This window comes from Mycobacterium sp., from assembly GCF_032162105.1.
Classification (GTDB): Bacteria; Actinomycetota; Actinomycetes; order Mycobacteriales; family Mycobacteriaceae; genus Mycobacterium.
In genome coordinates this window covers 1-26,306 of sequence record NZ_JAVRPS010000057.1, presented here as the reverse complement: position 1 = coordinate 26,306, position 26,306 = coordinate 1, and the positions used below count along the sequence as shown (strand labels likewise).

Sequence of the window (26,306 nt, the reverse complement as noted above, 5' to 3'; positions counted from 1 at the left end):
CGGGAGGCCGATACCTGCTTCGATGGACGTGGACGCGGCCAGGTCATGGCCGACACCCTGGTCGAGCGGGTCACCGGGCGACCCGCCGAGGTCCCGGTCCCGGTCACGGTCGACCTGGTCCTGACCGTTGTGAGCCTTCTGGCCGGCAGCACCTCACCGGCGCGGGTCGCCGGATATGGGCCGGTGCCCGCGGCGATCGCGCGGCGCTTGATCGCGGCCGCGGTCAAGGATCGGCGATCACGGGCCACGTTGCGCCGGTTGTACAAGCATCCCCGTAGTGGGGCGTTGGTGGCGATGGAGTCCCGGGCGCGGCTGTTTCCGAAGGGCCTGGCACGGTTCATCGACCTGCGCGACGACACCTGCCGCACCCCCTACTGCGACGCCCCGATCCGCCACCACGACCACGCCACCGCGCACGGTCGCGGTGGTGGCACCAGTGGCGTCAACGGGCTCGGGGCGTGCGAAGCGTGTAACTACGCCAAGGAAGCACCCGGCTGGAAAGTCACCACATCGCAAGATGAAACCGGGGGTCACCACGCCGAATTCATCACACCCACCGGAGCCCGCCACCACTCCACCGCACCACCACTACCCGGCCCGGCGCGGATCGACCTCAGCGAAATCGAACTCCGCATCGGCATCGCACTGGGCAAACACGCTGCCTAGGGATTGAGCTGCGTCAATCGCACGCTGTTGCCCGACGGGTCCCGGAATCCGGAGTCGATGCCGTACGGCATCTGGTTGGGCGGCTCGTTGTACTCGACGCCGCGGGCAGTCAGTTGCTCGTAGCTGGCTTGAACGTCGTCGGTAATGAGGAACACCGTGCCTGCGAACCCCTTCGCGGTCAGGTCGAGCACCTGCTTGCGGGTGTCCTCGTCCATCACCGGCTCACCGGGTACCGCCATCAACACGATGCTGACGTCGTCCTGTCCCGGCGGCCCGACGGTGAGCCACCGGAAGGCGCCCATCTCCTCAGGGAACGACACATCTTCACGCACCTCCATGCCGACCTTCTCGGTCCAGAACTTGAGTGCGACTTCCTGGTCATGAACCCACAGGTGGGTGCTTCCGATTCTCATCACGGGCACGACGCTACGACCGGTCGCCGCGGCCCGTCTTCTCCCCGTGTGCTGTCTTGACGCGGCTGTCGCTCGGCGGTCGGGTGTCGCGCGCCAGGACGCAACTCGGCACCCTGACCCGGCTGGCTGCCGGCGCCAGGCTGGCGCGGTACGCCGCAGGCGGCTTTCCGTACACGCGGGCGAAAGTGGTCGTGAAGGACCCGACGCTCTGCAGGCCGACCATCACACAGATGTCGGCGACCGAGCGATCGGTGTAGCGCAGCAACGCCGCGGCCCGTTCCAGCCGCCGGGACTGCAGGTAGGCGCGCGGGGATTCACCGAACGTGCGGGTGAACATGCGGGAGAAGTGCGCGCGGGACAGGCCGGCCGCAGCGGCGAGGTCGTCCACCGTGATCGGATCGGCGTACCGGGCGTCGACCAGGTCCTTGGCACGGAGCAGATAGCGAGCCGGTGGCACCTGCGGCATACGAATAAGAGTACGGTGATCTGCGCGGACGAGTTGGCCGGGCGGCCGCGGGTCCCAGTCTCGACTGGGATTCGAGGAAAGTCCGGACTTCACAGAGCAGGGTGATTGCCAACGGCAATCCGAGGTGACTCGCGGGACAGTGCCACAGAGAACAGACCGCCACCCTCGCGGTGGTAAGGGTGAAACGGTGCGGTAAGAGCGCACCAGCATTCCGGGTGACCGGAGTGGCTAGGCAAACCCCACCCGAAGCAAGGCCAAGAAGGCCGCAACCTGGTTGCGGTCGCGCAGGCGTTCGAGGGCTGCTCGCCCGAGCCTGCGGGTAGGCCGCTTGAGACACCCGGTGACGGTGTGTCCAGATGGATGGTCGCCGCCTCGTTGCCAGTCATGGTGGCGAGGAACAGAATCCGGCTTACAGGCCAACTCGTCCGCCCGCCCCTAGTCCGCGTCGCGGACGGAGCGGTTCAGCTGCTTGAGCGCATCGCCGAGCTGTTCCCGTGAGCGTGTGGCGAGGTCGTCCTCCTGCTGGTACAGCACGCCGTAGGTGAAGGTGTCCTCGCCAGCCGCGTGCGCCGTCTCCGCCTGTTGCGAGAGATGGGTGCGGCTGACTACGGCGTCCTGGTGGTCGCCGAGCAGCGTCTGAATGGTCTTGGCCCGCTCGGCGACCTTGCCTGCGCCCGTCGCCGCCGCCGTGTAGCGAAGCCGCTTGGCGCCCTTGCGGATCCGGTGCAGCGCTTCGTCTCGATCCTCGTCCTGCGCAGCGTCGGCCCGCTTGGCCGCCTTGCGGATCCGCTTGTAGGCAGACCCGATGGTGATCGGTGCGGGCTCCTCGCCCGGTGCCGGGGGTTCGGGCTTGGCGGCCACCAATGCCTCGAGCGCGTCGAGCAGCCGCAAGTACCGTTCCGAGCGCATCGCGGTCAACGACCGTCGCCACCCGGACTGGTAGCGGCTTCTGGCGCCGTCGACGAGGCGCTCCCGGATCGGGCCCCTGACCAGCTCGGCGGGCAGTCCGTCCAGGGCCGTTTGGTACTTCTCGGCAAGCACCTCGGCGTCACGCGCCACCCCGAGCACGCCGGCGAGCAGGCGCAGTTCATCGAGCACCCACGCGTCGTCGGAGATTCCGAACGAACCCTCCGACGCCTGCAGCAGGCTGCGGATCTTGCGGGTCACCACCCGCATCTGGTGCACCGAGTCCCAGGCGTCGGCCCGCACGGCGCGGTCCCACACCAGCAGCTCGTCGACCTGCTCCGCGATCGCGCGGTGTACGGGATCGGCCGACGGCAGATCAGGTTCGTCTTCGCCGTCGGAATCGAGCACCCTGGCCAGCTTGGAGCCGTGCCCCGCGGGTTCGGCACCGGCGTCGAGCAGGCGGTTGCTCAACCGGTCCAGCAGATCCGGGGCAATGTCCGCGTCCTCCGCGAGTTCCAGCTCCCACTCCCGCCAGGTCTGCGGTTCGCCGTCGGGCCCGGCCGACGCGGTGACGACGTCGTCGCAGAACTCCGCGATCGCCGCACCTGAGGCGCCGAACAGCACGTCGACCGTCCGTGTGGTGGCGATCCGTGCCACGGGCTCTAGCGGCAGCCTGCGGACGATGGCCAGCACGACGTCGCGCAGCTCGTCGGGCACGGTGTCGCCGTCCGCATTGCCCAGCGGCGCGCGCAACTCGGTTCTCGAATCGGGCCCGGCAGGCAGCTTGAGGTGCCATCCGGCGTCAGATCCGCCGGTGCGGCGCCTCAGGGTGATGCGGTGCCCGGCCAGATCGTGATCCGGGGTGTCGAAGTAGACGGCGTCGAGATTTTGAACCGGCGATCGCTCGACTCGGGCGACCGACGCCAGTCCCGCGAATGACGGTGACACGGTGGCATCGGTCACCGCGAACTTGCGCTCGATCTCGGTGTGACGGGACGCCTCGCGCTTGTCGGCTGCCATTCTCACCTTCGGGTCGGATGTCGGCACTGGTCGAAACTCATTAACAAGCTGCCACATTCAGGTGAACGAAAATGAAAGTCACCTGGTGGCAGCGCTGACTGTTTACCAGACCAAGATGAATTCGGCGACGGATCAGCTCGCCCGCTGCACCTCGCCCGCGCGATCCCATGCCGAGCGCTCCGCGTTGAAGGCCACGGCCTGCTGCTGCCGGAACGCCGCGATGCCGTCGGCGTCGGCAGCCAGGAAGTCGGTATAGGCCGCCAGGGAGAACTCACCGGTGGCGATGTCGACGTCCCCGCGGCCCGCCGCCATGTCCGCACGCATGTCCAGAAGTTCCTCGGCGCTCACCGGGTAGAAGCTGATCCGGTCGAAGTACCGGAGCAGCCACGGCGTGCCGGGTTCGAACGAGCGGGCGTCGAGGGGATGGCAGTGGTTCCACACCTGGGTGGTGCGGCCGACGAACTGGTAGCCGCCCGGCCCCTCCATGCCGTAGACGCAGAGGTAGGCCCCGCCGATGCCAACGGCGTTCTCCGGGGTCCACGTCCTGGCCGGGTTGTACTTCGTGGTGACGAGCCGATGCCGCGGGTCCAGGGGAGTGGCCACCGGGGCACCCAGATAGACGTCGCCGAGGCCGAGCACCAGGTACTGCGCTTCGTACACGATGTCGTGTACGGCCTCGACGTCGGCGAGACCGTTGATCCGCCGGATGAATTCGATGTTCCACGGGCACCACGGCGCGTCGGCGCGGACACCGTGCATGTAGCGCTGGATCGCCTCGTGCGTCGCCGGGTCATCCCACGACAGGGGCAACCGCACCGTGCGACTAGGCACGACGAGCCGGTCCGACGGCGGCAGTTCGCCGTCGAGACGGGCGAGCAGATCGACCACCTCGGCCATCGGCAGTGCCGCCGGATCGAACTGCACCTGCAGCGAACGGACGCCGGGGGTGATCTCGGTGATCCCGGCGACGTCGAGGGACACCAGATGCTCGTGCAGGACGTGCACGCGGGCCCGCATGGCCAGGTCGAGCGTCATCGGGCCGTATTCGACCAGCACCCCGCCGTCACCGGCGCGCCGCAACGTCACCGCCGTGCCGTCGACGGCCTCGAAGCGGGACAGCACGCCGTCGTCCGAATCACTCGCCGTCGAGATGACCAGAGGAAACGACGCGCGCCGGTCGATGTCGAGGGTCCGCAGCGACGGCGCCCGGTCGGCTCGGACCGGCACGAACCGCACCGCGTCTCCTGGCGCCATCTGGCCGAGCTTCCACCTGTCACCCCCGACGACCGTCACCGGGCAGACGAAGCCGCCGAGACTCGGCCCGTCCGGCCCGAGCAGGATCGGAGTGTCGCCGGTGAAGTCCAGCGCACCAACGCAATACGCGTTGTCGTGGATGTTCGACGGGTGCAGGCCCGCCTCGCCGCCGTCGGTACGGGCCCACTGCGGCTTCGGACCAACCAGGCGCACCCCGGTACGGTCGGAGTTGAAGTGCACGGCGTAATCGGTGCCGATGACGGTGTTGATGTCGGCGCGGGTGAAGAACTCCGGAGCTCCGTGCGGGCCCTCGGTCACGGCGATCTCCCAGCGGTGTCCGATGCTGGGCTGCTCGTCGATCGCTGCGCGGGCCGCCCGGTCCGGCCTGCTCTCGTGCGGACCGGGATCGTCGCCGACGGTCAGCACGTCACCCTGGCGAACCGCCCGCCCGTCGTGTCCGCCGAACGCGCCCATCGTGAACGTGGCTGCGCTGCCGAGGTATTCGGGTTCGACCAGGCCGCCCGCGACCAGCACGTAGCAGCGCATGCCCGGGCCCGTCAGCATGCCGACGTCGAGCACGCCCCCTGCGGGGACGACCACCGACTGCCACTGCGGGACCGCGACTCCGTCGACGGTGACCGCGACCGGCGCCCCCGTGACGGTCACCCGACCGCCGTCGGGGAACCGCAACGCAGGCCCACCCCGCGTGCACTCGAGGCCCGCCGCGCCCTCGGCGTTTCCGAGCAGGCGGTTCCCGATCCGGAACGACAGATCGTCCATCGGGCCCGACGGCGGAACGCCGATGTGCCAGTAGCCGATTCGGCCCGGCCAGTCCTGCACGGTGGTCAGCATGCCGGGCCGCATCACCTCGATGATCATGAGCCGGTGATCACCATCCGGACCGGCGTCGGGTCGAATCCGTTGCACGGGTTGTTGATCTGCGGGCAGTTCGACACCAGCACCAGGGTGTCGACGTCGGCTCGCAGCGTCAGTGACTTGCCCGGCGCGGAAAGGCCGTCCACGATGCCGAGTGTGCCGTCGGCCTCCACCGGTACGTTCATGAAGAAGTTGACGTTGGAGACGATGTCGCGCTTGCCCATTCCCCATTTGGTGGCTTCGGCGAGGAAGTTCTCGGCGCACGCGTGCTGGTGGCTGGTGTGGTGCCCGTACCGCAGCGTGTTGGACTCCTTCGAGCACGCCCCCGCGATCGTGTCGTGGTTGCCCACCTCGTCGGCGACGATGGTCATCAGTGCCGTGCCGTCGGTGGCACGGAGTACCGAACCGGTGGTCAGGAAGACGTTGCGCTGCGCCGCAATCGTCCGCTGAGCGCTGTAGCGCACGGCGTGGTCGTGCGCCGAGTAGAACAGCGTGTCGACGGCCTGGTTTCCGTGCAGGTCGATGATCTGCAGGTGCTGGCCGGCCTTCACCACGGCCGACCACGGCGCGCAGGCGGCGACGACGTCGTCGGAGAGCACGGTACCGATGGCGGCGGTGTCGGTGGTCATTTCAGTGCCTCACTGTTTCGTGCTGCGGCCCAGGCGCTTTCGGTGTTGAACAGCGCGCGCAGGTATTCGGGTTCTTCGGTGGCGGGGACGGTCAGGTCGTTGTCGGCACGCCAAGCCACCACGTCCAGGTCGGTGACCGCGGGCGACGCATCGAGCGGGTGGGGGGCGTTGACGAGGACGACCACGACGGGCAGGTGGACCAGCAGATCGACCGTCGTACCGGCGCCTGCCGACCCGGTGAACGTCAGCGCGCCATCGTCGGTCACCCTTGCGCCCTTGAAGAACGAGACCGACGGGGCGATGTCACGCACGTCCATTCCGTGCTTGTGCACGCCGAGCAGCATCTTGGCGCGGCCGGTGTCGGTCATGCCGCACAGCGCGTCGTGGTGACCGGAGGTGTCGGCGACGATGGTGGCCAGCACCCTGCCCTGGTCGGAGAGCAGGGGATGGCCCGCGCCGAGATAGGCCTGCCACGGCACCTTCATGGTGTCGGCGACGTTGAGCCGCTCCCACGATGCGTCGGCGCGGAACATCAGCAGATGCGCGCACGCGCCGCCGTCGGGGTCGGCCAGCCGCAGGCGGGAGCCCCGGCCAAGCACCTTGGTGGCATACGAGCCTGCGGGGATGGCTTCGGCCCACGTCACCTCGTCGACGCCGGCAGGCGTGGCGGGCACCCGCATCCTGGCCGCCGCGGCCTGTCCGCGGGCGTGTGAGCGGGCACCGTCGGTCGAGTTGGTGCTCGACATCATCGGCCTCCTTAACTGTCACTTGAAAGTTTTCTTGTAGGGCGTTCCCTGTGGGTGTCGCGCCTGTTACGGACGCGTTGAGTCTTATTTCTATCAAATGATAGGAATTACCGCACGGTGAACGGTCCGGTGACCCATGACCGGTGACACAATGTGGCGATGAGCAGCGAAGGCCGCGGCCGCCCGAGGTTGGAGCAGTCGCGACGACCCGGCAAGAACGCCCGTGAAGAGATCCTCGATGCCGCCGCCGAGCTGTTCACCACCCATGGCTACGCCAATACGTCCACCAGGAAGATCGCCGACGCCGTCGGCGTCAGGCAAGCCTCGCTGTACCACCACTTCGCCACCAAGGACGACATCCTCGAGGCGCTGCTGGCCGGAACCGTCGACGAGCCGCTGCGGCTGGCCGCCCAGCTCATCGCGGAGGACGGGCCCGCCGCGGGCCGCCTGCACGCGTTGGTCGTGGCCGACGTGACACAGCTGTGTGACAGCACCTGGAATCTCGGCGCGCTCTACTTGCTGCCCGAACTCCGCGTGGACCGCTTCGACCAGTTCCGCAAGCACCGTGCCGAACTGCGCGACCGCTACCGCCGGCTGGCCGCGGCCGTGATCGCCGAGTCTGACGGCCCCGCCGACGCCGACGAACTCCCGTTCCGCCTCGTCGAGTCGGTGATCAACCTCCGTTCCGACGACGGTGGCGTACCGGCGGAGCAGCCATGGATCATCGCCAACGGCGCCCTACGCACCCTCGGGTTCGACGGCGACTTCGCCGCCCTGCGGGTGGCAACCGTCAACCGGCTGGCATTACACATCGATGCGCTGGCGTAACAAGGTTTGCGATACCGTTTGCGCCATGCCCGATTTCGACACGCTGACGTTTGCCCAGTCCGGCCCAATCGCCACCATCGTGCTCAACCGGCCCGACGCCGCCAACGGCATGAACGACACGTTGACCCGTGAACTCTCGGTCGTGGCGGCGCTCTGCGACACCGAGGCCACCAAGGTGGTCACGCTCACCGGCGCGGGCCGCTTCTTCTCGGCGGGCGGCGACCTCAAGGCGATGGCCGCCGCTCCAAGTCCCGGTGCCTTCGTCAAGGGCATCGCCGACGACTTGCACCGTGCGTTGTCGACGTTCGCCCGAATGGACGCCGTGCTGATCACCGCCGTCAACGGGACGTCCGCCGGTGCCGGTTTCAGCCTCGCCGTCACCGGTGACCTGGTGCTGGCCGCCGAATCGGCCAAGTTCACCATGGCCTACACCAAGGCAGGGTTGAGCCCCGACGGGAGCTCCTCGTACTACCTCCCGCGGCTCATCGGCATCCGTCGCACGCAGCAACTGATGCTCACCAACCGAACGTTGTCGGCCGCCGAGGCACTGGACTGGGGTCTGCTGACCGAAGTGGTGCCCGACGCCGACCTTGCCGCGCGAACCGACGCGCTCGCCGCGGAAATGGCGCGTACGTCGCGAACGTCGAACGGCGCGGTCAAGCGACTGCTGCTCGGCACCTATCGCACCGGGATCGAAGAGCAGATGGAGCTCGAGGGTCGCTACATTGCCGACTGCGCGTGCTCCGCCGACGGTAAGGAGGGCATCGCCGCCTTCCTTGGAAAGCGCAAGCCGGAGTTCTCCTGATTAGAAGGAGTGCTCCTCGGCCGGGAACGCACCGGTGGCCACCTCTTGGGCGTATTCGACTGCGGCACGGCGCAATTCAGCGCCGACGTCGCCGAACTTCTTGACGAACTTCGCGGTCCTGCCTGCCGTCATCCCGGCCATGTCCTGCCACACCAGCACCTGGGCGTCGCAGTTGGGGCCCGCGCCGATGCCGACGGTGGGGATGGTCAGCTTGCCGGTGATCTGGGTGGCCAGCTCTGCGGGCACCATCTCCAGTACCACCGCAATCGCGCCGGCCTCGGCCACGGCGATCGCGTCGTGAATGGTCTGCTCGGCGGCGTCACCACGCCCCTGCACGCGGAACCCGCCCAGCCCGTTGACGCTCTGCGGGGTGAAGCCGATGTGCGCCACCACCGGAATGCCCGCCTGCGTCAGAATCGCGATCTGCTCGGCCACCCGCTCGCCGCCCTCCAGCTTGACCGCCGCGGCACCCGTCTCCTTGAGGAACCGCGTCGCGGTGGCCAACGCCTGCTGCGGCCCGGCCTCATAGCTTCCGAACGGCAGGTCGGCGACCACGAGAGCATGCGGCGCACCGCGGACCACGCCGCGCACCAACGGGATCAGCTCGTCGGCGGTCACCGGCACCGTGGTGTCGTATCCGTAGACCACGTTGGCCGCGGAATCGCCGACGAGAAGCACCGGAATCTCGGCCTCGTCGAAGACCCGGGCGGTGGAGTAGTCGTAGGCCGTCAGCATGGACCACTTGTGGCCCTCGGCCTTCCACTTCTGCAGGTGATGGGTTCTGACCTTGGCACGTGGCTTGGCGACCGCTGAATCGGTGGCAGCACCGTAAACCGTCTGCTCAGACATCATTGTCCCTAATCTGGTCGAGGTAGATCCTCGAGGCCCTTGCCGGGTCCCCGGGTTCGTCTGACACCTCAAAGTGTGCCACTTACGGCGGCGAAGATGAACCGTACGTGCAGTGCATTTGCTCACACGTCGACATACGGCGGGCCTACCATCGGCGCATGCAACGGCTCAGTGGACTCGACGCCAGCTTCCTGTACCTCGAGACCGCTTCGCAGCCGCTGCACGTGTGCTCGGTCCTGGAGATCGACACCTCGACCATTCCAGGCGGCTACACCTTCGACCGGTTGCGCGACGCCCTGGGCCTGCGGATCAAGGCGATGCCGGAGTTTCGCGAGAAGCTCGCCGACAACCGGCTCAATCTCGATCATCCGGTGTGGGTGGAGGACAAGGACTTCGACGTCGACCGACACGTGCACCGCATCGGGCTGCCCGCTCCCGGCGGTCGTGTCGAGCTGGGCGAGATCTGCGGGCACATCGCCTCGTTGAATCTCGACCGCAGCCGACCGCTGTGGGAGATGTGGGTGATCGAGAACGTCGCAGGCACCGATGCACACGACGGCGGACGGCTCGCGGTGATGACGAAGGTGCACCACGCCGGCGTCGACGGCGTCACCGGGGCGAACCTGATGTCGCAGCTGTGCACCACCGAACCCGACGCACCGCCGCCGGACCCGGTCGACGGGGTGGGCGGCGGGTCGGACCTGGAGATCGCGGTCAGCGGCGCAATCAAGTACGCCACCCGCCCGCTCAAGTTGATCAACATGCTGCCCTCGACGATGTCGACGGTGGTGGACACCGTCAAGCGCGCGCGCAACGGGCTGACCATGGCAGCCCCGTTCGCCGCACCGAAGACACGCTTCAACGCCAAGGTCACCGGGCACCGCAACGTCGCGTTCGCGCAACTCGACCTCGAGCACGTCAAGACCGTCAAGAGCCACTTCGGCGTCAAGGTCAACGACGTGGTGATGGCGTTGGTGGCCGGAGTGCTGCGGAGGTTCCTGCTCGACCGCGACGAGCTCCCCGACAGCACGCTGGTCGCGATGGTCCCGGTGTCGGTGCACGACAAGTCGGATCGGCCCGGCCGCAATCAGGTTTCGGGCATGTTCGCCAGCCTGGGGACCAACATCGAGGACCCGGCCGAGCGGTTGAAGACCATCGCCGAGGCGAATTCCGTTGCCAAGCAACACAGTGCGGCGATCGGGGCGACGCTCTTGCAGGACTGGTCGCAGTTCGCTGCACCCGCGGTGTTCGGCATCGCGATGCGGGTCTATGCGTCCAGTCGGCTCACCAGCGCCGCGCCGGTGCACAACCTCGTCGTCTCCAATGTGCCAGGACCGCAGGTGCCGCTGTTCTTCTTGGGTGCGCAGGTCAGGGCGATGTATCCGCTTGGCCCGATATTCCACGGTTCGGCATTGAACATCACGGTGATGTCGCTGAGCGGCAAGCTCGACGTCGGCCTGATCTCTTGCCCCGAACTGTTGCCCGATCTGTGGGACATGGCCGACGACTTCGCCGTCGCCCTCGAGGAGTTGCTCGCCGCCACGCGCTAACGCCCTCATCAGCGGCGATGCGGGCGCATGGCAGCATGTGCAGCCATGAGGCTTCGGAGCGGGCTACTTGCGGCCGCCATGGTGATGTTGCTGGTGGCCGGTTGTAGCAAGGTGGTCGACGGGCAGGCGATCATCGGTGCCCCCAAGCCCGGCACACCCGTGCAGTGGTCGGCCTGCGAGTCCGCCTCGTCCGACGACGTCAAGATCCCCGCGGGCGCCGAGTGCGGAATGCTCTCGGTACCGGTCGACTACGCCAAGCCCGACGGCGAGGTTGCGCAGCTGGCGATGATCAGGTTCAAGGCCACCGGAGACAAGATCGGTTCGCTGATCATCAACCCGGGCGGGCCTGGTGAGTCGGGGGTCGACGCGGCTGCCTCGATCGTCGGAACCATGCCGGATTCGGTGCGGCAGCACTTCGACGTGGTCGGCTTCGACCCGCGTGGGGTCGGCAAGTCGACCCCCGCCGTCTGGTGCAATTCGGATGCCGACAACGACCGGCTGCGTGCCGATCCTCAGGTCGACTATTCGCCCGCGGGCGTCGCCCACATCGAGTCCGAGACACGAGACTTCGTGCAGCGCTGTGTGGACAAGATGGGCAAGGACTTCCTGGCCAACGTCGGAACCGCAAGCGTGGTAAAGGATCTCGACGCGATGCGGGCCGCCCTCGGCGACCAGAAGTTGACCTACCTTGGGTATTCCTACGGCACCCGGATCGGGGCGGGCTACGCCGAGGCCTACCCGCAGAACGTGCGCGCCATGATCCTCGACGGTGCCGTCGATCCCAACGCCGATCCGGTCGAAGCCGACATCCGGCAGGCTGCGGCCTTCCAGACGGCGTTCAACGACTACGCCGCGGACTGCGCCAAGCAGTCGAACTGCCCGCTGGGTACCGACCCGGCGAAGGCCGTCGCGGTCTACCACGATCTGGTCGACCCGCTGGTGCAGAATCCGGCCCCAACCGATGATCCGCGCGGGCTGAGTTACAGCGACTCCGTCGTCGGCACCATCCTGCCGCTGTACTCGCCGAACCTGTGGCGCCACCTCACGCAGGGTCTGTCCGAACTCAAGGGCGGCAGGGGCGACACCATGCTCGCGCTCGCCGACCTCTACATGGGTCGGGACGGCAAGGGCCACTACAACAACTCCACCGACGTGCGGGTCGCGGTGAACTGCGTCGACGAGCCGCCGGTGACCGAACGGGCCAAGGTGGTCGACGAGGACCGTCGCGCCCGCGAGGTGGCGCCGTTCATGAGCTATGGCAAGTTCACCGGTTACGCGCCGCTGGGCACCTGTGCGATGTGGCCCGTACCGCCGACTTCGAAACCGCACCGGATCTCTGCCGAAGGACTGCCCCCGATCCTGGTGGTGTCGACCACCAACGACCCGGCCACGCCCTATCAGGCCGGCGTCGACCTGGCCAAGCAACTCGGCGGCTCATTGCTCACCTACCAGGGCACGCAACACACCGTGGTGTTCCAGGGCGATGCCTGTGTCGACGAAATCGCGGCCAAGTACCTGGTCGACGTCGCCGTGCCGCCACCTGGCGCGAAATGCTGACCGTGGAACGTCGATAGGTCACCATCGCATCACTGTCTGGTTGCTGGGTTGTCTCTGCCCGGGTTCGAGCGCACACCCGAAGCGCGTTGCGTGCGAACATGTTCGCCATGTGGGTGGGCGCGCTTGCGTGGAGGCGAGCGGGCAGACTGGCAGCGGCGCCACTCGCGGTCCTGGCACTGTCCATCACGGCCTGCCCGCCGGCGTTGGCGTCCCCGGAAGGGGAGCCCACCCAGCAATACGGACAGGCCCCGCCGTGGGGTAGCTGCGCGGGCGTCATCGCGGATGCCGCCGCGATCCCGACGGCTCAGTGCGGCACCGTTGCGGTTCCCGTCGACTACGCAAAGCCCGACGGGGCGCAGGCGCAGTTGGCCGTCATCCGGGTGCCCGCGACCGGCGATCGCATCGGCGTCCTGATGGTCAACCCCGGCGGTCCTGGAGCGTCGGCCGTCGACACCGTCGCCGGCATGGCCGCGGGTCTGGCCGACACCGACATCACCCGCCGCTTCGACCTCGTCGGCTTCGACCCGCGCGGCGTCGGCCACTCGACCCCACCCGTGCGCTGTCGCAGCGACGCCGAATTCGACGCGTACCGGCGCGAGCCGATGACCGACTACAGCCCCGAGGGTGTCGCGCGCATCGAGCAGCTGTACCAGAACCTTGCCCAGAACTGCGTCGACAAGACCGGCCTCGACTTCCTGGCCAACGTCGGGACCGCGTCCACCGCGCAGGACATGGATGTCGTGCGGGCGGCGCTGGGGGAGCAGCAGATCAACTACCTGGGCTTCTCCTACGGCACCGAACTCGGCGCCACCTACGCCGAGCGATACCCCGACCGCGTCCGGGCCATGGTGCTCGACGGCGCCGTCGACCCCGGTTCCGACCCGATTGGCGAGAGCATCCGCCAGTTCGCCGGATTCCAAATGGCCTTCAATGACTACGCCGCCGACTGCGCGCGGTCCACCGACTGCCCGCTGGGCACGGACCCGACGCAATTCGTCGCGCGCTACCACCAGCTGATCAATCCGTTGGTGCAACAGGTGGGCCGCACCTCCGATCCACGTGGCCTGAGCTACCAGGACGCGATCACGGGTACCGTCAACGCGCTTTACACGCAGCGGTATTGGAAGTACCTGACCAGTGGTCTGCTCGGTCTGCAGCGCGGGACCGACGCCGGCGACCTGTTGCTGCTGGCCGATGACTACCAGCACCGCAACCCGGACGGCCACTACGACAACCAGCAGGACGCATTCCTCGCGATCCGCTGTGTCGACGCGCCGTACCCCACCGATCCCGCTGCCTGGGCCGACGCGGATCGCCGGGCCAGGGAGGCGGCTCCCTTCATGTCCTACGGGGAGTTCACCGGGTTCGCCCCGCGCGACCCCTGCTCGATGTGGCCCGTGCCGCCGACCTCGACACCCCACGACGTGACTTCGCCGGGGCCGGGCAAAGTGGTGGTGGTATCCACCACGCGCGATCCGGCGACGCCGTACCAGGCGGGCGTCGACCTCGCCCGCGAGTTGGACGCGGCGCTGATCACCTTCGACGGCACTCAACACACCGTGGTGTTCAACGGCGATGCGTGCGTGGACCCCGCCGTGGTCGCCTTTTTGATCGATTCGGTCCAGCCCCCGCAAGACCTGCGGTGTTAGGGACACGCAGCGGTGCCGTAACACAGAATTAACAGCCGGTGCCTACGCTGCGGACATGGATCGCCAGAAGGAATTCGTGCTGCGCACGCTGGAGGAACGTGACATCCGGTTCGTGCGGCTGTGGTTCACCGACGTGCTCGGATACCTCAAGTCCGTGGCGATCGCACCCGCCGAACTGGAGGGCGCCTTCGAGGAGGGCATCGGCTTCGACGGCTCGTCCATCGAGGGTTTCGCGCGGGTCTCCGAATCCGACATGGTCGCCCGCCCGGACCCGTCGACTTTCCAGGTGCTGCCATGGACGACGAGCGCGGGCAAGCAACACTCGGCGCGGATGTTCTGCGACATCACCATGCCCGACGGCTCCCCGTCGTGGGGCGACTCGCGGCACGTGCTGCGCCGCCAACTCGCCAAGGCCAGCGACCTCGGATTCTCCTGCTACGTGCACCCGGAGATCGAGTTCTTCCTCCTGGAGCCGGGCCCCGACGATCAAAGGCCAGTGCCTGCCGACAATGGCGGCTACTTCGACCAGACCATTCACGACTCGGCGCCCAACTTCCGCCGCCATGCGATCGATGCACTGGAGTCGATGGGCATCTCGGTGGAGTTCAGCCACCACGAGGGCGCCCCGGGACAGCAGGAGATCGACCTGCGCTACGCGGACGCGTTGTCGATGGCGGACAACGTCATGACGTTCCGCTACGTGGTCAAGGAGGTCGCGCTGACCGAAGGCGTGCGGGCGTCGTTCATGCCCAAGCCGTTCGCCGAATACCCCGGCTCCGCGATGCACACCCACATGAGCCTGTTCGAGGGCGAGAACAACGCCTTCCACGATCCCAACGATCCGCTGCAACTGTCCGACGTCGGCAAGTCGTTCATCGCGGGCATCCTCGAGCACGCCTCCGAGATCAGCGCCGTCACCAACCAGTGGGTGAACTCCTACAAGCGGCTGGTGCACGGCGGCGAGGCCCCGACCGCAGCGTCGTGGGGTGCGGCCAACCGCTCGGCGCTCGTTCGGGTGCCGATGTACACCCCGCGCAAGGCGTCGTCGCGCCGTGTCGAGGTGCGCAGCCCCGATTCGGCATGCAACCCGTATCTGGCGTTCGCCGTGCTGCTGGCGGCCGGCCTGCGCGGCGTGGAGAAGGGCTACGTGCTCGGGCCACAGGCCGAGGACAACGTGTGGAACCTGACCCCCGAGGAGCGGCGCGCCATGGGGTACCGCGAGCTGCCGTCCAGCCTCGGCGGGGCGCTCAGCGAGATGGAGGGCTCCGAGTTGGTCGCGGAAGCGTTGGGGGAGCACGTGTTCGACTTCTTCCTGCGAAACAAGCGCGCCGAGTGGGAGAACTACCGCAGCCACGTCACGCCATTCGAGCTCAAGACCTACCTGTCGCTGTAGGGCGTGCGATAACGGCTGCGCTACGGTCAGGATGTGGCCAAACCAGCGACGCAGCGACCTACGCTGCCCAGTGTCGGCAGGCTCGGATTGGTCGAACCTCCCGCGCGTGCGGATCTGGACCGGCTGGGCTGGAACACCGACGCGCACGTCGAGTTGTTGTGGTCGCTGTCGCGTGCGCCCGACGCCGACTCGGCGCTGCGCGCGATGGTGCGTCTCGCCGACGCACTCGGGAGCGACTGGGACGAACTGAACCGTGCGCTGGTCAAGGACCGCTCGCTGCGGGGGCGGGTGTTCGCCGTGCTGGGTTCGTCGCTGGCGCTCGGTGACCACCTTGTCGCACACCCGAAGTCATGGCATCTGATCGCAGGCAACGTCACGCTGCCGTCCGCCGAGCAATTGCGCCGCGATTTCGCGGCGGTGGCCGAATGTCGTACGGACGCAAAGTCATTGCAGTCGTCACTGCGGATGATCTACCGGGACCGGGTGCTCGTGTTGGCTGCGCTGGACGTCGCGCCGACCGTCGAGAACGAGCCCGTGCTGCCCTTCGCCACCGTCGGAGAACACCTCGCCGACCTGGCCGATGCCGCGCTGGGGGCGGCGCTGATCGTCGCCACCCGCACCGTATGCGGCGAGGACACCCCACCGCCGCGGCTCGCGGTGATCGCGATGGGCAAGTCCGGCGCGCGCGAGTTGAACTACGTCAGCGACGTCGACGTCATCTTCGTCGCGGAGTCGGGGTCCGATGCCAACCTGGCCGTCGCCACCCGCGTCGCCGGCGAGATGATGCGGTTGGGCGCCGACACCTTCTTCGAGGTGGACGCGGCGCTGCGGCCGGAGGGCAAGCACGGGCAGTTGGTCCGGACGCTCGAGTCGCACGTCGCCTACTACGAGCGGTGGGCCAAGACGTGGGAGTTCCAGGCACTGCTGAAGGCCCGCCCTGCGGCGGGCGACGCCGAACTCGGCGCGCAGTACATGGCCGCGCTGAGCCCGATGGTGTGGACCGCCTGCGAGCGTGAGGACTTCGTGCCCGAGGTGCAGGCGATGCGCCGCCGTGTCGAGGAATTGGTGCCCGCCGGGGTGCGGGCCCGCGAACTGAAGCTCGGCACCGGTGGACTGCGCGACGTCGAGTTCGCCGTGCAGTTGCTGCAGTTGGTGCACGGCCGGACCGACGAGTCACTGCACGTCGCGTCCACGGTCGACGCGTTGGCCGCCCTCGGCGAGGGCGGCTACGTGGGACGCGACGACGCCGCGAACCTGACGGCGTCCTACGAGTTCCTGCGGCTGCTCGAACACCGGCTGCAACTACAGCGGCTCAAGCGCACGCACATGCTGCCCGAGGCCAACGACGACGAGGCGATGCGCTGGCTGGCACGCGCCGCGCACATGCGCCCCGACGGGCAGCACGACGCGCTCGGCGTGCTGCGCGAGGAGCTCAAGCGGCAGAGCATGCGGGTGTCGCGCCTGCACGCGAAGCTCTTCTACCAGCCGCTGCTCGAATCGGTGGGTGGCCCAACCGTCGAGCTGACCGCCTCGTTGACGCCGGAGGCCGCCGAACGCCAGCTCGCCGCACTGGGTTACGAGGGTCCGCAGGCCGCGTTGACCCACCTGGCGGCGCTGACCAGCCACAGTGGACGCCGCGGCCGGGTGCAGCAGGTGCTGCTGCCGACCCTGCTGGACTGGTTGTCCGACACCCCGGACCCCGACGCAGGGCTGCTGGCCTACCGGCGGCTCAGCGACGCGTTGGCCGACCAGCGCTGGTATCTGGCGTCGCTGCGCGACGAGGGCGCGGTCGCCAAGCGGCTGATGCGGGTGCTCGGCACGTCGGCGTTCGTGCCCGACCTGCTGCTGCGCGCTCCCGAGGTGATCCAGCAGTACGCCGACGGACCGCAGGGACCCAAGCTGTTGGAGACCGAACCGGAGAGCATGGCGCGCGCCCTCGTCGCGTCGGCCGATCGGCACGCCGACCCGGTGCGGGCCATCATGGCCGCCCGCACTCTGCGGCGCAGGGAACTGGCCCGCATCGCGTCGGCGGACCTCCTGGGCATGCTCGAAGTCACCGACGTGTGCAAGGCGCTGACCTCGGTGTGGGTGGCGGTGCTGCAGGCCGCCCTCGAAGCGGTCATCCGGGCCAACACCCCGGCGTCCGGGCCGCCGGCGCGGATCGCGGTCATCGGCATGGGCCGCCTCGGTGGCGGCGAACTCGGCTACGGCTCGGACGCCGATGTGATGTTCGTGTGCGAGCCGCAGGACGGCGTCGATGAGTCGGTTGCGGTGAAGTGGTCGGTGACCATTGCCGAGCAGGTACGCGCCCGGCTCGGCACACCCAGCGCGGATCCGCCGTTGGAGGTCGACACCAACCTGCGGCCCGAGGGTCGGAGCGGTCCGCTGGTCCGGACGCTGGCGTCCTACGAGGCGTACTACGCGCAGTGGGCGCAGGGGTGGGAGATCCAGGCGTTGCTGCGGGCGCACCGGGTGGCAGGCGATCCCGATCTCGGTGAGCGCTTCCTGTTGATGATCGACAAGACCCGCTATCCCGCCGGTGGCGTCTCGGCCGAGGCGGTGCAGGAGATCCGTCGGATCAAGGCCCGCGTCGACGCCGAGCGCCTACCCCGCGGCGCCGATCCCAACACCCACACCAAGCTCGGCCGCGGCGGGCTGGCCGACATCGAGTGGACCGTGCAACTGATGCAACTGCGCCACGCGCACAGGGTTGCCGCGTTGCGCGGCACGTCGACGCTGGAGTCGCTCAACGCCATCGGTGCGGCCGAGCTGATCGCCGAGGGGGATGTCGATCTGCTGCGGCAGGCGTGGCTGACCGCGACGCGGGCGCGCAACGCCCTGGTCCTGGTGCGGGGCAAGCCCACCGATCAGTTGCCCGGCCCTGGCCGTCAGCTCAACGCGGTGGCGCTGGCCGCGGGCTGGCACAACGACGACGGCGGCGAATTCCTGGACAACTACCTACGGGTGACCCGTCGGGCGAAAACGGTGGTACGAAAGGTTTTCGGGGCATGAGGAGCGCGGCTTGAGCAGAGACATGCAGTTCGACGTCATCAGCGCCGAGGAGTACGACCGGCTTCGCGACGTGTACGAGCCGTTGACGCAATCCCTGCGCAGGCTGATCGCCGCGGGCATCCGCACCGGCGTGGACGAGGACACCATCCGCGACGCAGGTACCGCCATCGACGCGATAGCCGAGACGCTCGAGCGCACGCAGCGCGACACCACCACGATGCTGCGGCACACGGGCACCGGCCGCCCAACGGCGTGGGAGAACCCCGCCATCGGCGTTCGCAATGCGATCGCCCCGCCCATGGTGATCCAGCAGGACGACGCCGGAGTGTGCTGGTCGGAGTTCACCCTGGGTATGGCGTACCAGGGACCGCCCGGGTTGGTGCACGGCGGCATCTGTGCACTCGTGCTCGACCACATTCTCGGCGAGGCGGCCAGCGACGGCCTGACCAAGCCCTTGTTCACCGGCACCATCACCCTGCGCTACCTGAGGGGCACACCCTTGGGGCCGCTGCGCGCCGAGGCGTTCATCGAACGCACCGAGGGCATCAAGACCTACGCGCGCGGGTACCTCAGCGATGCCGACGGCAGGACCGTCGAGGCGGACGGGGTGTTCATCCGACCGGCGTGGGCGCGGGACGCCGGGTGAAGTTCTACGTCAGCACCGCGTTTCTCGACATCAAGGAAGTCGTCGACGTCGCAAGGGCCGCAGACGAACTCGGGTACGACGGGATGGGCATCCCCGATCACGTGATCAACCTGGAAACCCTGGCGACGCCCTACCCCTATACGAAGGACGGCTCGCGCCGATGGGAGCCGTTCACGCACTGGCCCGATCCGTGGGTGATGATCGGGGCGATCGCGTTGGTCACCAGCAGGCTGCGTTTCGTCACCACCGTGTACCTGCCCGCGATGCGCGATCCCTATTCGGCGGCGAAAGCCATTGGGACGGCGGCATGTCTTGCCGACGGCCGGCTCGAACTCGGCATCGGCGTCGGGTGGTGCGAGGAAGAGTTCACCTTGATGGGCCAGCGGTTCGACCGCAGGGGCAAGCGCACTGACGAGATGCTGGAGTTGATGCGTGCGCTCTGGCAGCCCGGCTGGACGGAATTCGACGGTGAGTTCTACCAGACGCCGCGATTGGAGATGGAGCCAACGCCGCCGCACATTCCGATCTACGTCGGCGGGTTGTCCGACATCGCGTTGCGCCGCGCCGCGCGCAACGACGGCTGGATCGGCGACCTGATCACCACCGACCGCGCCATCGCGTCGGTGGACCGGCTGCGCGAGCTACGGGCCGAAAAGGGCTTGACTATGCACGATTTCACCGTTCTGACACCACTGACCGACGCGTTCACGCCCGAGCATTACGCGCGGGCCGAAGCCGCAGGCATCCACGGCATCATCACCATGCCGTGGATGTTCTACACGGGGCCCGCGTCGAGTACCGCCGAGAAGATCGACGGCATGAAACGCTTCCGCAAGGACCTCCGGCTCGACGGTTAGCGCTTCGTCCGCCGTTGCCCTTCCCGCATCGCGTCCAGGGCGTAGGCGCCGCCGCCGGTGAACACCAGCAGGAAGAAACCGAAGCACATCAGTACGGCGAGCTCGCCGCCGTTCTCGATCGGCCAAAGCCCTTGCGGCTGATGCTGACTGAAGTACGCGAAGGCCATCTCACCCGACGCGACGAACGCGGCCAGCCGGGTGACCAGCCCCGTGATGATCAGAAGCCCGGCGACGAGCTCGATGAGCCCGCCCCACCAATACGGCCACGTGCCCATCGGCACCGCCGGGCCAGTGAACGTCCCGGCTGCGGTCGGGGTACCCACGGGCCACGCGAACAACTTCTGTGTGGCGTGGACGGTGTACAGCAGTCCGAACACGATGCGAAAGAGACTCAGTACTTTTGGCGAGACCGACGTGAGCTTGGCTTCGAGTTTCGTCATGGGGCCGAGCCTACTATTCGGACTTCAGTCCGGATAGCTTGGAGGCGACACGGAAACGGCACAGCCCCCCGGCTGGCAAGACCAGGGGGCTGAGCCGTCGCCGACGACTTAAACGTCGTAGTAGAGCTCGAACTCGTAGGGGTGAGGCCGGATCTGGACCGGCAGGATCTCGTTCTCCCGCTTGTAGGAGATGTAGGTCTCGATCAGGTCGGGCGTGAACACGCCACCCTCGGTGAGGTATTCGTGGTCCGCTTCGAGCCGGTCGATCACCGCAGCCAGCGAGGTCGGCGCCTGCGGAATGTTGGCGGCCTCGTCTGGCGGCAGCTCGTAGAGGTCCTTGTCGACAGGGGAGAGCGGCTCGATCTTCTTCTTGATGCCGTCGATGCCTGCCATCAGCATCGCGGCGAACGCCAGGTACGGGTTGCCCGAGCTGTCCGGGCAACGGAACTCCAGGCGCTTGGCCTTGGGGTTGTTGCCGGTGATCGGGATACGGACACAGGCCGACCGGTTGCGCTGGCTGTACACCAGGTTGATCGGGGCCTCGTAGCCGGGCACCAGGCGCTTGTAGGAGTTCACCGTGGCGTTGGTGAACGCCAGCAGCGACGGCGCGTGGTGCAGGATGCCGCCGATGTAGTGGCGGGCCAGGTCCGACAGACCCGCGTAACCGGACTCGTCGTGGAACAGCGGCTTGCCGTCCTTCCACAGCGACTGGTGGGCGTGCATGCCAGAACCGTTGTCACCGAACAGCGGCTTGGGCATGAACGTGACGGTCTTGCCGTTCGCCCACGCCGTGTTCTTGATGATGTACTTGAACAACAGGACGTCGTCGGCCGCGTGCAGCAGGGTGTTGAACTTGTAGTTGATCTCGGCCTGGCCGGCGGTGCCGACCTCGTGATGGCCGCGCTCCAGGGTGAAGCCCGAGTTCTGCAGATTGGTGGCCATCTCGTCGCGCAGGTCGACGTAGTGGTCGTAGGGGGCCACCGGGAAGTAGCCGCCCTTCGGGCGCACCTTGTAGCCGCGGTTGGGGCTGCCGTCGGCCTCGAACGGCTCGCCGGTGTTCCACCAGCCCGACTCCGAATCCACTTCGTAGAAGGTGCCGTTGATCTTCGAGTCGAACGACACCGAGTCGAAGATGTAGAACTCTGCCTCGGCGCCGAAGAAGCAGGTGTCGGCGATGCCGGTGCTGGTCAGGTAGTTCTCGGCCTTGCGGGCGACGTTGCGCGGGTCGCGGGAGTACGCCTCGCGGGTGAACGGGTCGTGCACGAAGAATTGCAGGTTCAGTGTCTTCGCGGCGCGGAACGGATCGATGCGTGCGGTCTCGGCGTCGGGCAGCAGCATCATGTCCGACTCGTGGATGGACTGGAAGCCGCGGATCGAGGAGCCGTCGAAGGCCAGCCCGTCCTCGAAGATGCTCTCGTCGAACGCCGAGGCGGGGATCGAGAAGTGCTGAACGGCACCGGGCAGATCGCAGAATCGGATGTCGACGTACTCGACCTTCTCGTCCTTGATCAGCTTGATGATGTCGTCGGCCGTCTTGTCTGCCACTGAGAAATCTCCTTTGATCTGATAAACCCGCCGGTTGACGCTAGGGACACGATGTTGCACTGTCATCAACCGCATGTTGCGCCAACGTTACGCAATGCCCGTCGACCATATGCTTGTCGCATGCCCCGCACCTTCGGTTCATGGCTGTCCGGTCCGCCGCCGTCCGAGGCTGGTGATCACGCCGAGAGCGCTGGCGAGTATCCAGGTCAGCGGCTCGGTCTGCCGCCGACCGGACCGCGATCGCTGGCCAGGTTCGGCCGCCGCATCGGTGCGCTGCTCATCGACTGGCTCATCGCCTACGGGCTGGCCGCCCTCGGCATGACCCTCGGCATCGTTTCGATGGCCACGCTGTCGACGGTGGTCCTGATCGTCTGGTTCGTGCTCGGCGCGATCTCGGTCCGGCTGTTCGGCTTCACGCCGGGCCAGCTTGCGTTCGGACTGGTGGTCGTCGCAGTGGACGGGCAAGAGCACGTCGGAATCGGCAGGGCCGTCGCGCGTGGCCTGTTGATCGCGTTGGTGATACCGGCGCTGGTCACCGATTCAGACCTGCGGGGGCTGCAGGACCGGACGACCAACACCGCCGTCGTACGCCGTTAAATGCTCTTCGCGCAAGCGCTCATCGGCCGGTAGGGGTCTACTTCCTGCGCACGGTGCGCTGCACTCCGCGCATCTTGGCGTTCGCCGGCATCGGGCCCTTCGGCATAGCAGCGGGGCCGAGACGCGAGCCGAGCGCGGCCAGCCGGGACTCCAGCGAGTCCATCTGCTTGGCGGTGATGTTGGCGGGCAGCTTCGTCAGGTAGCGCTCCAGTTTGGACAGCGGCACCTCGCCCTCGCCGTTGCCGACGACGAAGTCGTAGATCGGGATGTCGCCGATCAGGCGTGCCGTGCGCTTCTTCTCCTGGGCGAGCAGCGGTTTGACCCGAGCCGCCGACCCTTCGCCGACGAAGATGACGCCGGGCCTGCCGATCACGCGGTGCACGGCGTCGAAGTGTCCGGTGGCGGCGACGCCCGGGGTCACGCGCCACTTGCCGCGCAGGTTGTCCAGCGCCCACGCCGCGGCGCCGGTCTGGCCCTCGGCCTTGCTGTACACCGACTTCTGCGCGCGCCTGCCGAAGATGATGAACGCCACCAATGCGCCGAGCAGCACGCCGAGTGGGATCAGCGTGACCATCGTGAACGTGCTGCCGCTGAACACCCCGGCCACCACCGCAGCGGCGACGATCAGCACGAACGCGCCGATCATGTAGGGAAGAAGCCGCTTGTCTTCCTTGCGCTGCATTTGGAACGCCTGCCACAACTGGCTGCGCCGCTGCTTGGACGCCGCCTTCCGGGCGGCCTTCGCCTCGGCCTTTGCGGCCTTGTTGACGGCGGGCTTGCTGGATTTCGCCATTAGGTCAGGATACGGGTGGGCTGTCCTTCATCCGCACATGCGCCGCTGCTGCGTACAGCCGACCGGCCCGGTAGGACGATCGGACCAGCGGTCCGGCCAGGACGCCGGCGAAGCCGAGTTCCTCGGCGAACCGTGCGTGCTCGACGAATTCCTCGGGCTTGACCCACCGCTCCACCGGATGGTGGCGCACCGTGGGCCGCAGGTACTGCGTGATGGTGACGATGTCACAGCCCGCTTGGTGCAGATCGGTCAACGCGGCGTTCACCTCATCCGGCGTCTCGCCCATGCCGAGGATCAGGTTGCTCTTGGTCACCAGGCCGTAGTCGCGCGCGGCGGTGACCACGTCGAGGCTGCGCTGATAGCGGAACGCCGGGCGGATGCGCTTGAAGATCCGCGGCACCGTCTCGACGTTGTGCGCCAACACTTCCGGGCGCGTCTCGAAGACCGTCTCGAGCTGTTCGGGGATGCCGCTGAAGTCCGGGATCAGCAACTCGACACCGGTGTTCGGATTGAGTGCCTTGATCTGTCGCACCGTCTCGGCGTAGAGCCACGCGCCGCCGTCGGGCAGGTCGTCGCGGGCCACGCCGGTGACGGTCGAGTACCGCAGCCCCATGGCCTGCACGCTCTCCGCGACCCGCCGGGGCTCGTCGCGGTCCAGGTCGGCGGGCTTGCCCGTGTCGATCTGGCAGAAGTCGCACCGCCGGGTGCACTGTTCACCGCCGATGAGGAACGTCGCCTCGCGGTCCTCCCAGCACTCGTAGATGTTGGGGCAGCCGGCCTCTTCGCACACCGTGTGCAGGCCTTCCCGGCGGACCAGGGCCTTGAGCTCCTTGTATTCGGGGCCCGTCTTCATCGTGGTCTTGATCCACGGCGGCTTGCGCTCGATCGGGACCTCGGCGTTGCGGACCTCGAGGCGCAGCAGCTTGCGGGTTCCTGGGTCGACGCTCACAGCGTCGATGCTAGCGCCGTGCGCCCGTCGAGGGCGTCGCAGACGGCTTCGGCGACGTGGTCGGCCACGTCGTCGACGCTCACCCGGTGGCCGAGTTCGGCGGTCAGCGAGGTCACGCCCGCATCGGAGATCCCGCACGGCACGATGGACGAGAACGCATCGAGATCACAATCACAGTTCAGCGCGAAGCCGTGCAATGTCGTCGCGCGCGCCACCCGGATGCCGATCGCGGCGATCTTGCGGTCCGGCCGACCGCCTTGGCCAGGCACCCACACCCCGGACCTGCCCTCGACCCTGCCGGTCGGCAACCCGAGCGATGCGCACACCGCGATCAGCGAATCCTCAAGGCGGCGAACGAACTTCACCACGTCCATCGGCTGGACGAGCCCGATGATCGGATAGCCGACCAGCTGACCGGGGCCATGCCAGGTGATCTTGCCGCCGCGGTCGGTGTCGATCACGGGCGCGCTGTCGACCGGCCGCTCGTGCGGCTCGGTGCGCCTGCCCGCGGTGTACACCGGCGAATGCTCGAGCAGCAGCAGGGTGTCGGGACCGCCGGCGATGCGCGCCTCGGCCAGTTCGCGCTGCAGCTGCCAGGCGCTGGAGTAGTCGACGGTGCCCAACCGGCGCACGTCAAGGGGCGTGCTCGCCGACCGAACCGATGATGCTGCCACGGATTCGACGGTACTCGGCACCGACCTACCTGTCCTTGGGGGCGGTGACGTAGGCGAGCGCCTCGCGGATGGTGTTGTGGTGGAATTCGAATCCGGCCCGCTCGAGTGCGGCCGGGATGGCCCGCTGCCCGCCGAGCAGACCTTCGTCGGCGAACTCGCCGAGCGCGGTGCGCAACACGAACCCTGGCACCAACAGGGCGGTCGGACGGTTCACCGCCCGGCCGAGTGCGGCGGTGAACTCGGCGTTGGTCACCGGTGCGGGTCCGGTCAGGTTCACCGGACCGGCCATGTCGTCGTGACCGATGGCGAACAGCAGCGCCCGTACTTCGTCCTCGAGGCTGATCCACGGCATGTACTGCTTGCCGTTGCCCAGGCGCGCACCCAACCCGAGCGAGAACAGGGGCCTGATACGGCTCAGGATGCCACCGGCGGGTGACAGCACCAGGCCGGTGCGCAGCAGCACCACGCGCGTGCCCGACTGCTGCGCCGCCTCGGTCGCCGCCTCCCAGTCCTCGCACAGTCCGGCCAGGAAGCCGCGTCCCGCCTGCGCCGTCTCGTCGACGATGCGGCCACGGGTGTCGCCGTAGAAACCGACCGCGCTGGCGTTGACCAGCGCGGGCACACCAGCCCCGATGACGGCGTGCGACAGCACTTCGGTGGGGCCGATGCGGCTGTCGCGCAGGCTCTGCTTGAAGGCACCCGACCAGCGCTTGTCTCCGATGCTGACCCCGCAGAGGTTCACCACGGCGTCGACCCCTCGCAGGGCGTCCGAGTCGAACTCACCGGTGTCGGGATTCCAGAACACCTCGTCGGCGGTCGACGGTGCCCGCCGGACGATCCGCAACACGCGGTGGTCGGCCGCGCGCAGGGCGGACGTCAAGGCCGAGCCGATCAGTCCGGAGGAGCCTGCGATCGCTATGACGGCATTGGCCACAGTGGCGGCTAAAGACCCAGGTCGGCGTCGAACGCCGCCTCTTCGAGTCGACGTTTGATCGTGGTCAGGAAGCGTCCCGCGTCCGCGCCGTCGATCAGCCGGTGGTCATAGGTCAGCGGCAGGTAGCACACCGACCGGACGCCGATCGATTCGTTGCCGTTTTCGTCGACGACCACGCGGGGCCGCTTGACGATCGCTCCGGTACCCAGCATCGCCGCCTGCGGCGGCACCAGGATCGGAGTGTCGAACAAT

General features: G+C 67.8%; 24 protein-coding genes, 1 other RNA gene and 1 pseudogene. 12 read left to right on the top strand and 14 right to left on the bottom strand.

Going from position 1 to position 26,306, the window contains the following annotated elements:
• A pseudogene (locus QOC69_RS02930) lies at nucleotides 1-666 on the top strand (HNH endonuclease); the annotation flags it as partial.
• Here the strand turns inward: QOC69_RS02930 and QOC69_RS02925 are convergent.
• Nucleotides 663-1,079, bottom strand: a complete 417-nt coding sequence (locus tag QOC69_RS02925; RefSeq protein WP_526436178.1) for a VOC family protein — start codon at nucleotides 1,077-1,079, stop codon at nucleotides 663-665. The pseudogene QOC69_RS02930 and the gene QOC69_RS02925 overlap by 4 nt on opposite strands.
• 13 nt (nucleotides 1,080-1,092) lie before the next feature.
• A complete protein-coding gene (locus QOC69_RS02920; RefSeq protein ID WP_526436170.1) occupies nucleotides 1,093-1,545 on the bottom strand; it encodes a helix-turn-helix domain-containing protein in 453 nt (150 codons plus the stop codon).
• 29 nt (nucleotides 1,546-1,574) lie between these two features.
• Between QOC69_RS02920 and rnpB the strand changes: the two genes are divergently transcribed.
• Nucleotides 1,575-1,973: RNase P RNA component class A (gene rnpB, locus QOC69_RS02915), an RNA gene on the top strand.
• Nucleotides 1,974-1,980: 7 nt separating this feature from the next.
• Here rnpB and QOC69_RS02910 read toward each other — a convergent pair.
• The 4 genes from QOC69_RS02910 to QOC69_RS02895 form a co-directional block, all read right to left on the bottom strand.
• On the bottom strand, nucleotides 1,981-3,471 hold the full coding sequence (locus QOC69_RS02910; RefSeq protein WP_526436168.1) for a CYTH and CHAD domain-containing protein: 1,491 nt from the start codon (nucleotides 3,469-3,471) through the stop codon (nucleotides 1,981-1,983).
• Nucleotides 3,472-3,603: 132 nt separating this feature from the next.
• Nucleotides 3,604-5,604, bottom strand: coding sequence for a 5-oxoprolinase/urea amidolyase family protein (locus QOC69_RS02905; protein ID WP_526436166.1), 2,001 nt, complete (start codon nucleotides 5,602-5,604; stop codon nucleotides 3,604-3,606).
• Nucleotides 5,601-6,230, bottom strand: coding sequence for an urea amidolyase associated protein UAAP2 (locus tag QOC69_RS02900; RefSeq protein ID WP_526436164.1), 630 nt, complete (start codon nucleotides 6,228-6,230; stop codon nucleotides 5,601-5,603). Before QOC69_RS02900 ends, QOC69_RS02905 begins: the two co-directional genes overlap by 4 nt.
• The gene (locus tag QOC69_RS02895; RefSeq protein WP_526436176.1) at nucleotides 6,227-6,976 is read right to left on the bottom strand and encodes a DUF1989 domain-containing protein; all 750 of its coding nucleotides are present in this window, start codon (nucleotides 6,974-6,976) and stop codon (nucleotides 6,227-6,229) included. Before QOC69_RS02895 ends, QOC69_RS02900 begins: the two co-directional genes overlap by 4 nt.
• A gap of 159 nt (nucleotides 6,977-7,135) precedes the next feature.
• On the opposite strand from QOC69_RS02895, the gene QOC69_RS02890 reads away from it, so the two are divergent.
• Complete coding sequence (locus QOC69_RS02890) at nucleotides 7,136-7,804, top strand: TetR/AcrR family transcriptional regulator (protein WP_526436162.1); 669 nt, start codon at nucleotides 7,136-7,138, stop codon at nucleotides 7,802-7,804.
• 25 nt (nucleotides 7,805-7,829) lie between these two features.
• Nucleotides 7,830-8,609 carry an enoyl-CoA hydratase/isomerase family protein gene (locus tag QOC69_RS02885; RefSeq protein ID WP_526436160.1) on the top strand — a complete coding sequence of 260 codons (780 nt, stop codon included), beginning with the start codon at nucleotides 7,830-7,832 and terminating at the stop codon, nucleotides 8,607-8,609.
• Here the strand turns inward: QOC69_RS02885 and panB are convergent, their stop codons facing one another.
• Entirely contained in the window at nucleotides 8,610-9,458 is an 849-nt protein-coding gene (gene panB / locus QOC69_RS02880; RefSeq protein ID WP_526436174.1) for a 3-methyl-2-oxobutanoate hydroxymethyltransferase, read from the bottom strand.
• A 158-nt stretch (nucleotides 9,459-9,616) separates the two neighbouring features.
• Here panB and QOC69_RS02875 point away from each other — a divergent pair, with 158 nt between their 5' ends.
• The 7 genes from QOC69_RS02875 (at nucleotide 9,617) to QOC69_RS02845 (ending at nucleotide 20,122) form a co-directional block, all read left to right on the top strand.
• Complete coding sequence (locus QOC69_RS02875; RefSeq protein WP_526436158.1) at nucleotides 9,617-11,008, top strand: WS/DGAT/MGAT family O-acyltransferase; 1,392 nt, start codon at nucleotides 9,617-9,619, stop codon at nucleotides 11,006-11,008.
• 45 nt (nucleotides 11,009-11,053) lie between these two features.
• On the top strand, nucleotides 11,054-12,565 hold the full coding sequence (locus QOC69_RS02870; protein WP_526436156.1) for an alpha/beta fold hydrolase: 1,512 nt from the start codon (nucleotides 11,054-11,056) through the stop codon (nucleotides 12,563-12,565).
• Between the two features lie 98 nt (nucleotides 12,566-12,663).
• On the top strand, nucleotides 12,664-14,214 hold the full coding sequence (locus tag QOC69_RS02865) for an alpha/beta fold hydrolase (protein WP_526436154.1): 1,551 nt from the start codon (nucleotides 12,664-12,666) through the stop codon (nucleotides 14,212-14,214).
• 55 nt (nucleotides 14,215-14,269) lie between these two features.
• Nucleotides 14,270-15,607, top strand: a complete 1,338-nt coding sequence (locus QOC69_RS02860) for a glutamine synthetase family protein (RefSeq protein ID WP_526436152.1) — start codon at nucleotides 14,270-14,272, stop codon at nucleotides 15,605-15,607.
• A gap of 33 nt (nucleotides 15,608-15,640) precedes the next feature.
• Entirely contained in the window at nucleotides 15,641-18,619 is a 2,979-nt protein-coding gene (locus QOC69_RS02855) for a bifunctional [glutamine synthetase] adenylyltransferase/[glutamine synthetase]-adenylyl-L-tyrosine phosphorylase (protein ID WP_526436150.1), read from the top strand.
• A gap of 10 nt (nucleotides 18,620-18,629) precedes the next feature.
• A complete protein-coding gene (locus QOC69_RS02850) occupies nucleotides 18,630-19,265 on the top strand; it encodes a PaaI family thioesterase (RefSeq protein WP_526436148.1) in 636 nt (211 codons plus the stop codon).
• On the top strand, nucleotides 19,262-20,122 hold the full coding sequence (locus QOC69_RS02845) for a TIGR03619 family F420-dependent LLM class oxidoreductase (RefSeq protein ID WP_526436172.1): 861 nt from the start codon (nucleotides 19,262-19,264) through the stop codon (nucleotides 20,120-20,122). Before QOC69_RS02850 ends, QOC69_RS02845 begins: the two co-directional genes overlap by 4 nt.
• Here the strand turns inward: QOC69_RS02845 and QOC69_RS02840 are convergent.
• Both QOC69_RS02840 and glnA read right to left on the bottom strand, forming a co-directional pair.
• Nucleotides 20,119-20,562, bottom strand: a complete 444-nt coding sequence (locus tag QOC69_RS02840; protein ID WP_526436146.1) for a DoxX family protein — start codon at nucleotides 20,560-20,562, stop codon at nucleotides 20,119-20,121. The two genes, QOC69_RS02845 and QOC69_RS02840, sit on opposite strands and share 4 nt — an antisense overlap.
• Nucleotides 20,563-20,670: 108 nt before the next feature.
• Nucleotides 20,671-22,107, bottom strand: a complete 1,437-nt coding sequence (glnA, locus tag QOC69_RS02835) for a type I glutamate--ammonia ligase (protein WP_526436144.1) — start codon at nucleotides 22,105-22,107, stop codon at nucleotides 20,671-20,673.
• 120 nt (nucleotides 22,108-22,227) lie between these two features.
• On the opposite strand from glnA, the gene QOC69_RS02830 reads away from it, so the two are divergent.
• On the top strand, nucleotides 22,228-22,704 hold the full coding sequence (locus QOC69_RS02830; RefSeq protein ID WP_526436142.1) for an RDD family protein: 477 nt from the start codon (nucleotides 22,228-22,230) through the stop codon (nucleotides 22,702-22,704).
• Between the two features lie 37 nt (nucleotides 22,705-22,741).
• Here the strand turns inward: QOC69_RS02830 and QOC69_RS02825 are convergent, their stop codons facing one another.
• From QOC69_RS02825 to QOC69_RS02805, 5 genes are all read right to left on the bottom strand, one after another.
• A complete protein-coding gene (locus QOC69_RS02825; protein WP_526436140.1) occupies nucleotides 22,742-23,497 on the bottom strand; it encodes a DUF4191 family protein in 756 nt (251 codons plus the stop codon).
• A 4-nt stretch (nucleotides 23,498-23,501) separates the two neighbouring features.
• Nucleotides 23,502-24,446 carry a lipoyl synthase gene (lipA, locus tag QOC69_RS02820; protein ID WP_526436138.1) on the bottom strand — a complete coding sequence of 315 codons (945 nt, stop codon included), beginning with the start codon at nucleotides 24,444-24,446 and terminating at the stop codon, nucleotides 23,502-23,504.
• Entirely contained in the window at nucleotides 24,443-25,120 is a 678-nt protein-coding gene (gene lipB / locus QOC69_RS02815) for a lipoyl(octanoyl) transferase LipB (protein WP_526436136.1), read from the bottom strand. The genes lipA and lipB overlap by 4 nt, the downstream gene beginning before the upstream one ends.
• Before the next feature lie 25 nt (nucleotides 25,121-25,145).
• Nucleotides 25,146-26,054, bottom strand: coding sequence for a TIGR01777 family oxidoreductase (locus tag QOC69_RS02810; RefSeq protein ID WP_526436134.1), 909 nt, complete (start codon nucleotides 26,052-26,054; stop codon nucleotides 25,146-25,148).
• Nucleotides 26,055-26,062: 8 nt separating this feature from the next.
• On the bottom strand, nucleotides 26,063-26,306 hold a 244-nt coding region (locus QOC69_RS02805), incomplete at its 5' end, for a 2-oxo acid dehydrogenase subunit E2 (protein ID WP_526436132.1).

Excerpts from the sequence above, each read along its gene's own strand:
- QOC69_RS02925 (WP_526436178.1), bottom strand. The coding sequence starts at position 1,079 with ATGAGAATCGGAAGCACCCACCTGTGGGTTCATGACCAGGAAGTCGCA.
- QOC69_RS02920 (WP_526436170.1), bottom strand. The coding sequence starts at position 1,545 with ATGCCGCAGGTGCCACCGGCTCGCTATCTGCTCCGTGCCAAGGACCTG.
- QOC69_RS02910 (WP_526436168.1), bottom strand. The coding sequence starts at position 3,471 with ATGGCAGCCGACAAGCGCGAGGCGTCCCGTCACACCGAGATCGAGCGC.
- QOC69_RS02905 (WP_526436166.1), bottom strand. The coding sequence starts at position 5,604 with ATGATCATCGAGGTGATGCGGCCCGGCATGCTGACCACCGTGCAGGAC.
- QOC69_RS02900 (WP_526436164.1), bottom strand. The coding sequence starts at position 6,230 with ATGACCACCGACACCGCCGCCATCGGTACCGTGCTCTCCGACGACGTC.
- QOC69_RS02895 (WP_526436176.1), bottom strand. The coding sequence starts at position 6,976 with ATGTCGAGCACCAACTCGACCGACGGTGCCCGCTCACACGCCCGCGGA.
- QOC69_RS02890 (WP_526436162.1), top strand. The coding sequence starts at position 7,136 with ATGAGCAGCGAAGGCCGCGGCCGCCCGAGGTTGGAGCAGTCGCGACGA.
- QOC69_RS02885 (WP_526436160.1), top strand. The coding sequence starts at position 7,830 with ATGCCCGATTTCGACACGCTGACGTTTGCCCAGTCCGGCCCAATCGCC.
- panB (WP_526436174.1), bottom strand. The coding sequence starts at position 9,458 with ATGTCTGAGCAGACGGTTTACGGTGCTGCCACCGATTCAGCGGTCGCC.
- QOC69_RS02875 (WP_526436158.1), top strand. The coding sequence starts at position 9,617 with ATGCAACGGCTCAGTGGACTCGACGCCAGCTTCCTGTACCTCGAGACC.
- QOC69_RS02870 (WP_526436156.1), top strand. The coding sequence starts at position 11,054 with ATGAGGCTTCGGAGCGGGCTACTTGCGGCCGCCATGGTGATGTTGCTG.
- QOC69_RS02865 (WP_526436154.1), top strand. The coding sequence starts at position 12,664 with ATGTTCGCCATGTGGGTGGGCGCGCTTGCGTGGAGGCGAGCGGGCAGA.
- QOC69_RS02860 (WP_526436152.1), top strand. The coding sequence starts at position 14,270 with ATGGATCGCCAGAAGGAATTCGTGCTGCGCACGCTGGAGGAACGTGAC.
- QOC69_RS02840 (WP_526436146.1), bottom strand. The coding sequence starts at position 20,562 with ATGACGAAACTCGAAGCCAAGCTCACGTCGGTCTCGCCAAAAGTACTG.
- QOC69_RS02830 (WP_526436142.1), top strand. The coding sequence starts at position 22,228 with ATGCCCCGCACCTTCGGTTCATGGCTGTCCGGTCCGCCGCCGTCCGAG.
- QOC69_RS02825 (WP_526436140.1), bottom strand. The coding sequence starts at position 23,497 with ATGGCGAAATCCAGCAAGCCCGCCGTCAACAAGGCCGCAAAGGCCGAG.